The following is a 5714-nucleotide window of genomic DNA, read 5'->3' on the forward strand; positions in this document are numbered from 1 at the left end:
TTCTCAAAGAGATAATCGTTTCACAACGTATTACGTCTTTGGACAATTATATACGACTTATTACACCTCAGGACAATTGTCCTGGGGTGTTTTTATACGCATTTTTGTTGCGGAAATATTAATTTGACAAAATGTCAAACACAATATATTGTATAATTAAGAAGGAGGAAATACAAATGGAGGGATTTGGCAAGCGTGTACTGGATTTACTTGAGAATATTGGATATACCCAAAGAGAATTTGCAACAATGATTGGTGTATCAGAGGGAGCATTATCAAGATATTTAAAAGATGAACGTGAACCTAAGATGGAAGTGATTGCCAATATGGCAACGGCTCTTAATACTACGACAGATTATCTATTGTCTGGAAAGAATGATAAAAAATCATTTGAAGAAACATATAGGCTGGTTGCAAGAGGCACTTCAACTATGACTGATGAAGAAAAAACAAAGCTGATTAAGGTATTACTCAACAATGGAAAAACATGATAATAGACCGGCTCTGCCTAAAAAAATATATGATCAGATCGAGGAAGATGTAGTAAAACTTCATATTAAGCTAGAATTATCAGTTCCAGTTAATCCAAGCGAAGTGGCAAAAAGATTGGGATATATTGTTCATAAGTTTTCAGAAATCTATAGCGAAGGAAACAATTTAATAGAACTAAGAACTGGAAATGATGGTAATAGGCGTGACGGGCTTTCTTATTATGATCCGGATGTACAGACATATGTTATATGGGTCAACGATATAGATTCCATATACGAGGAGCACGACGGATTTACGATAATGCATGAGATAGGTCATATAAGGATGGGACATAGAGGGGATAGCCAGTTGGCAGAGATGGTGGCAAACTATTATGCGGCGTATGAATTAGTACCTTCTCCACTACCGAGTATGTATAAATGTTCATCTTTTGTTGACATAGCAGACGTGTTCGAAGTATCTGCTGATTGTGCCTACAATTGTGGCAGAAGATGTATGAACTGGGCGATGTATTCAGGAGCTATTAAGCCATATGAAAAGGTTTTGATAGACTATTATAAGAAAATATTAAAAGGAGGATGATGCCTATGAATGTATTGATACTAAAGGAAAACGCATAACTGTTGGCCCAGTTATGCGTCCTCTTGAAGAAAGACTCTGTTGTAGAATCTCTCTTAAACATACACCTAATTCTACTTCAATCTTTCTTTGAGAGCAACATAAAAATGATACCAATAATAACCGTTGCTTAGCCAAGGAAACACTTGGCAGAAAGATGAGGAGAAAATGAAAAAAGAAATTGTTTTAGTTCCTTGTCTGTCAATTATGACAGGAGGGAACGTCTATGGGTACAACTAAGTCAGGAAGAGTTTTAAACACTCACGGGGCAGCAGGATCTGCCAGTCAATTCTCTGTAGTTCATTCAAATGAAGGTGCCTATACTAAGCCACGTAACGGTAATCATATACGGCTTAAGAGTGGCGGACATGGTCAAGCTGGAATGAACGAATTAGATAAGTATGGTATAAGATATAAGGTTGAGAAGACTTATCCTAATGGTGTAAGAGTAGGGCATATCTTAGACCATACAAATAAGGCAAAAACAAAATCTATGGGCCAGTCATGGTTTCCAAAAGACTGGACAAGCAAGGATATAAAACATGCAGGAGAGCATGTTGCTAATTTAAAGGGAAATAGACATACCAAGGATGGAGTGGCTGTATTTGGAATGTGGAAAGGAGTCCGTGTTGGAGTTATTCGGACACATGGGCAAATTGGGACCATCTTTCCAGATGCAAAACAGCCGTATAGTAAAGGGGGTAAGAAAAAATGAATATAGAAAAGTTTAGAGAAGTTATTAAACGCAGAGAATATGTGGAAGATATTAGTTGTGGAGAGTGGGCTGACGGAATAGAGGAATGTCAGAAACTATTAACGGAGATTCTTTCGGAAGACGTTCCATCAACTATAGACTTCTTGAATAATGGATGCACTGCTTCGGAGTATTCTTGGATAAGTGAGGTGTTGGAGGACGTTATTGAAAAAAAGCCCAATGCTGAGTTGGTTAAGTGCTATAAAGAGTTGATGGCTAAATTTCCTGATGAATGTGCTACATATAATATTGCAGGCGCCATAGAAGGTGCAGAAGCTATATTGAAATGGGAGGCAGAGCATGGGAAAGACAGCAACTAATTTGGTGGATGAAGGGTTTAGAGTTTCTTTAGTAGAAACCGCATTTTTCGATGGGAAGTTTGAAATTCCACATATTGATGCACCAAAAGATATAATAATTCCTGAAGGAATGGTTCCGTTCTCATTGAGAGAGCGGAGCCAAGATAAAAATGATTTCGTTTGCTTTTATGAACATGACATCAATTTTCGTGAGATACTTACGAATACAGAAGAGTATGTTGACGATCTAAAAAGGTTTCCGGGAATTATAACACCAGATTGTTCGCTTTATATTGATGCTCCGTTATGTGTTCAAATCGCTGATATATATCTTAACAGGGCAGTTGGATATTACTTGAGCCAACAAGGACTTTATGTTGTACCTAACATTCGATGGGGAGATGAGCGAACTTATAAATCGGATTTCCTTGGTGAAAAGGTTGCATTTCAGGGAGTGGATAAACATAGTATTGTTTCCATTGGCACATACGGACAAATAAAATCGGCTGAATCTAAAAGGTATTTCAGAGAAGGACTCGAGGAAATGCTCAAGGAACTTGAACCAGAGGTTGTTCTCGTTTATGGTGCTATGCCGGATAAAATATTTGGCGGACTATTAGATAAGGCTAGATTCCTACAGTATCCGGATTGGACATCTCGGATGAAACAGAAATGATTGTTAAGAAAAACGAGCTGTAACCAGTTGCGCACAGTAGCCCTGAGCTTTCTACTGTACACAACAGGTAAACAGCAACATGACTTGAAAGTGTCTAAAATACGGCACTTTCACTTCATTAATCGTTCTCAAAGAGATGATCAATCTGCATTGCAGATTTCGGAACCCCAGATTTTATCTGGGGTTTCTTTTTGTGCATTTAAGTAGGGTTATAGGTGATTGAGCCTCGATATGATAACTTACGACCAGATGGCCGACGTTCTTATTCCAGCGGAAGGCAACAGGGGCAGATGCGATACGGCGAGTGTCCACCCACACTGCGGGGTCAAAGAGCCAATCATAAGCGATAGGATATGCGTGCTGGATGGCGGAGAGATTGTTGTCTGTGGTACTCCTTCTGAAGTGGCGGACCAGGATGAAATGATGAAAAAACACTGGGAGCCTGTGTCCGGGCAAATGGCGATGGTGATATGCTCTATAAATATTCACTGTATGCAAGAACTGAAACTTATAGCTAAAACTATAGATTGTCCTCGCCCCATTTTTTCAGTTCAAGGAGAATGGGGATGAGGCTTTTTGTTTTCTCAGTAAGATTGTATTCTACTCTTACGGGCATCTCATCATACTGCTTTCTCTCCACAAGTCCGTCAGACTCAAGCTCTTTTAATGAGTTGGCAAGCATAGTATTGGTGATGCCATGTATTGAACGGCGTAATTCTCCATATCGCACTATTTCATTTTTATCGATGACGCACAGGATCATGATTTTCCACTTGCCGCCAACGGTATCAATAACTCTTTTTAATCCACAATCTTTCCCTGCGATATCTTCACATAATGGTTCTTTTGTCTCTATTTTCCTCATAGTATACTTTTCCTTACTAGATAAATAAAAACTGCGTACTTGATATAAAAACTATACCACATATAATAAAAGCATCAGTTGAGAAAAACAAGTAGTTATTTACACATTTCAAAGAAAGGCGCTGCATTGCTGGCGGTATGGTGATTATTATGGAATACAGATTTACAAAAGAAAACTTTGAAACAGAAGTAATGAATAGTGATGTTCCGGTTCTTGTTGATTTTTATGCAGACTGGTGTGGCCCATGTAAAATGATGGGACCTGTAGTTGAAGAGCTTGCCAGAGAGTATGATGGTAAATTCAAGGTTGGCAAGATAAATGTTGATCAGGAGCCGCAGCTTGCACAGAAGTATGGAGTAATGAGTATACCTTACTTTGCGTTTATCAAGAAGGGGTGTCTGTATGATGATGAAATGGGTGCTGTTCCGAAGGAACGACTTGTAAGGAAAATGGAAGAAATGATTTAAGGCAGTACTCGGCAAGATGAAAAAGGAGAAGATTTACAAATGAAAAAAGCAGCTAATGATATAAAAAGATGTGTTGCCTGCGGTGCCTGCGTGTTGCAGTGCCCTAGAGAGGCAATAGATATCTATAAAGGCTGCCATGCTGTAGTAGATGTCATGAAGTGCGTTGGGTGTGGCATTTGCGAAAGAGCATGTCCTGCAGGCTCGATCAAGGTAGCGGAGGTGCAGGATGGCATCAAATAAAACTAAACACTGGTATGATTATCTGTGGATATGGACAATTATTTATTTTGCACTGGGGTTCTTTAATATTCTGTTTGCGTGGCTTGGGATGATTGATTTTATATTACCGCTGATTTTTGCGATAGCAGGTGGAAATAAGCTGTTTTGTAACAGATTTTGCGGAAGAGGCCAGCTTTTCTGGGTACTTGGGAAAAACTGCAAGTGTTCCAGGAGTAAACCAGCGCCCGGATGGATATCTTCTAAATGGTTCAGATATGGATTCCTGGCATTCTTCATGACGATGTTTGGAACAATGGTTTTTCAGACTTATCTTGTATTTGCCGGGACAAATACTCTTCGAAAGGCTATAAAGCTCTTTTGGACATTCAAAGTTACATGGAAATGGGCGTATAATGGAAGCGTGTTCCCCGACTGGGTAGCACAGTTTGGATTTGGGTTTTATAGCCTGATGCTTACATCAACTCTTATTGGGCTGATTATTATGGCTTTGTACAAAGAAAGAACCTGGTGTTCATTCTGTCCAATGGGGACAATGACTCAGGGAATATGCAAGATAAAGGCAAGGAAAGGTGTGGAAAATCATGACGTTAAAAGAGAGAGCTGAGAGAGCAGTTGAATTAAAGAATTCAGGAAAGTATAACTGTGCCCAGGCTGTGACAGTAGTTTTATCCGATCAGACTGAACTTGCAGAGGAACAGCTAAAGCAGATATCAGCAGGATTCTGCGCAGGAATGGGCAATATGGAAGCAACCTGCGGCGCACTAATTGGAGCAGGCATGGTGGCAGGACTTAAGACAGAAGGAAAAGGGACTCTCGGGATTACAAGGCAGATCCAGGAAGTATTTGCAACAAGATGCGGGGCCTTAAAATGCAAGGATTTAAAGACAATGACGGATGGTAAACCCTTATGCCCATGCGAGGAATGTGTTAGAAATGCTGTTATGATTTATGGTGAGATTATGGGATTGTAATTGAGCCAAGCTGTTTTAATTTGAATACAGATAGTAGCAATATATTTGAAGATAATCTTACAAAAGACAGACAAAGATTTAATGAGTAGAAAGTAAAATCAGAGTATTATTTTTGATCGTGGTTATTAAAGTTGCCACCAGCCGCATACAGTAGTCCTGAGCTTTCTACCGTACGCAGCAGGTAAACAGCAACTTGTAATGCAAATGCCTAAAACAAGGCACTTAGAACTACAAGAAAGTTCTCAAAGAGATAATCGTTTCACAACGTATTACGTCTTTGGACAATTATATACGACTTATTACACCTCAGGACAATTGTCCTGGGGTGTTTT

At 39.4% G+C, this 5714-nt stretch carries 10 protein-coding genes; 9 read left to right on the forward strand and 1 reads right to left on the reverse strand.

Features of this window, described 5'->3' with window-relative positions:
* Positions 1 to 176: 176 nt before the first annotated feature.
* From G613_RS0117595 to G613_RS0117615, 5 genes are all read left to right on the forward strand, one after another.
* The gene (locus G613_RS0117595) at positions 177 to 491 is read left to right on the forward strand and encodes a helix-turn-helix domain-containing protein (RefSeq protein ID WP_029320027.1); all 315 of its coding nucleotides are present in this window, start codon (positions 177 to 179) and stop codon (positions 489 to 491) included.
* Positions 478 to 1074, forward strand: a complete 597-nt coding sequence (locus tag G613_RS0117600) for an ImmA/IrrE family metallo-endopeptidase (RefSeq protein ID WP_029675076.1) — start codon at positions 478 to 480, stop codon at positions 1072 to 1074. The genes G613_RS0117595 and G613_RS0117600 overlap by 14 nt, the downstream gene beginning before the upstream one ends.
* A 262-nt stretch (positions 1075 to 1336) precedes the next feature.
* Positions 1337 to 1825 carry an EndoU domain-containing protein gene (locus G613_RS0117605; RefSeq protein ID WP_029233812.1) on the forward strand — a complete coding sequence of 163 codons (489 nt, stop codon included), beginning with the start codon at positions 1337 to 1339 and terminating at the stop codon, positions 1823 to 1825.
* Positions 1822 to 2184 carry a hypothetical protein gene (locus G613_RS0117610; protein WP_029233813.1) on the forward strand — a complete coding sequence of 121 codons (363 nt, stop codon included), beginning with the start codon at positions 1822 to 1824 and terminating at the stop codon, positions 2182 to 2184. The genes G613_RS0117605 and G613_RS0117610 overlap by 4 nt, the downstream gene beginning before the upstream one ends.
* Entirely contained in the window at positions 2165 to 2839 is a 675-nt protein-coding gene (locus G613_RS0117615; protein ID WP_029233814.1) for a DUF4417 domain-containing protein, read from the forward strand. The genes G613_RS0117610 and G613_RS0117615 overlap by 20 nt, the downstream gene beginning before the upstream one ends.
* Positions 2840 to 3359: 520 nt before the next feature.
* On the opposite strand, the gene G613_RS0117625 is transcribed toward G613_RS0117615, so the two are convergent.
* A complete protein-coding gene (locus tag G613_RS0117625; RefSeq protein ID WP_026652473.1) occupies positions 3360 to 3704 on the reverse strand; it encodes a winged helix-turn-helix transcriptional regulator in 345 nt (114 codons plus the stop codon).
* Positions 3705 to 3853: 149 nt separating this feature from the next.
* Here G613_RS0117625 and trxA point away from each other — a divergent pair, with 149 nt between their 5' ends.
* Genes trxA through G613_RS0117645 form a run of 4 tightly spaced genes read left to right on the forward strand, consistent with a single transcriptional unit; the run spans position 3854 to position 5382 of the window.
* Positions 3854 to 4171 carry a thioredoxin gene (gene trxA / locus G613_RS0117630; RefSeq protein WP_029233817.1) on the forward strand — a complete coding sequence of 106 codons (318 nt, stop codon included), beginning with the start codon at positions 3854 to 3856 and terminating at the stop codon, positions 4169 to 4171.
* Between the two features lie 39 nt (positions 4172 to 4210).
* Positions 4211 to 4411, forward strand: a complete 201-nt coding sequence (locus tag G613_RS0117635) for a 4Fe-4S binding protein (RefSeq protein ID WP_029233818.1) — start codon at positions 4211 to 4213, stop codon at positions 4409 to 4411.
* Positions 4398 to 5015: a 4Fe-4S binding protein gene (locus G613_RS0117640; RefSeq protein WP_029233819.1), complete on the forward strand. Its 618-nt coding sequence runs from the start codon at positions 4398 to 4400 to the stop codon at positions 5013 to 5015. Before G613_RS0117635 ends, G613_RS0117640 begins: the two co-directional genes overlap by 14 nt.
* Entirely contained in the window at positions 4993 to 5382 is a 390-nt protein-coding gene (locus G613_RS0117645; RefSeq protein WP_029233820.1) for a C-GCAxxG-C-C family protein, read from the forward strand. The genes G613_RS0117640 and G613_RS0117645 overlap by 23 nt, the downstream gene beginning before the upstream one ends.
* Positions 5383 to 5714 lie beyond the last annotated feature (332 nt).

Source organism: Butyrivibrio sp. VCB2006 (assembly GCF_000420945.1).
Classification (GTDB): Bacteria; Bacillota; Clostridia; order Lachnospirales; family Lachnospiraceae; genus Butyrivibrio.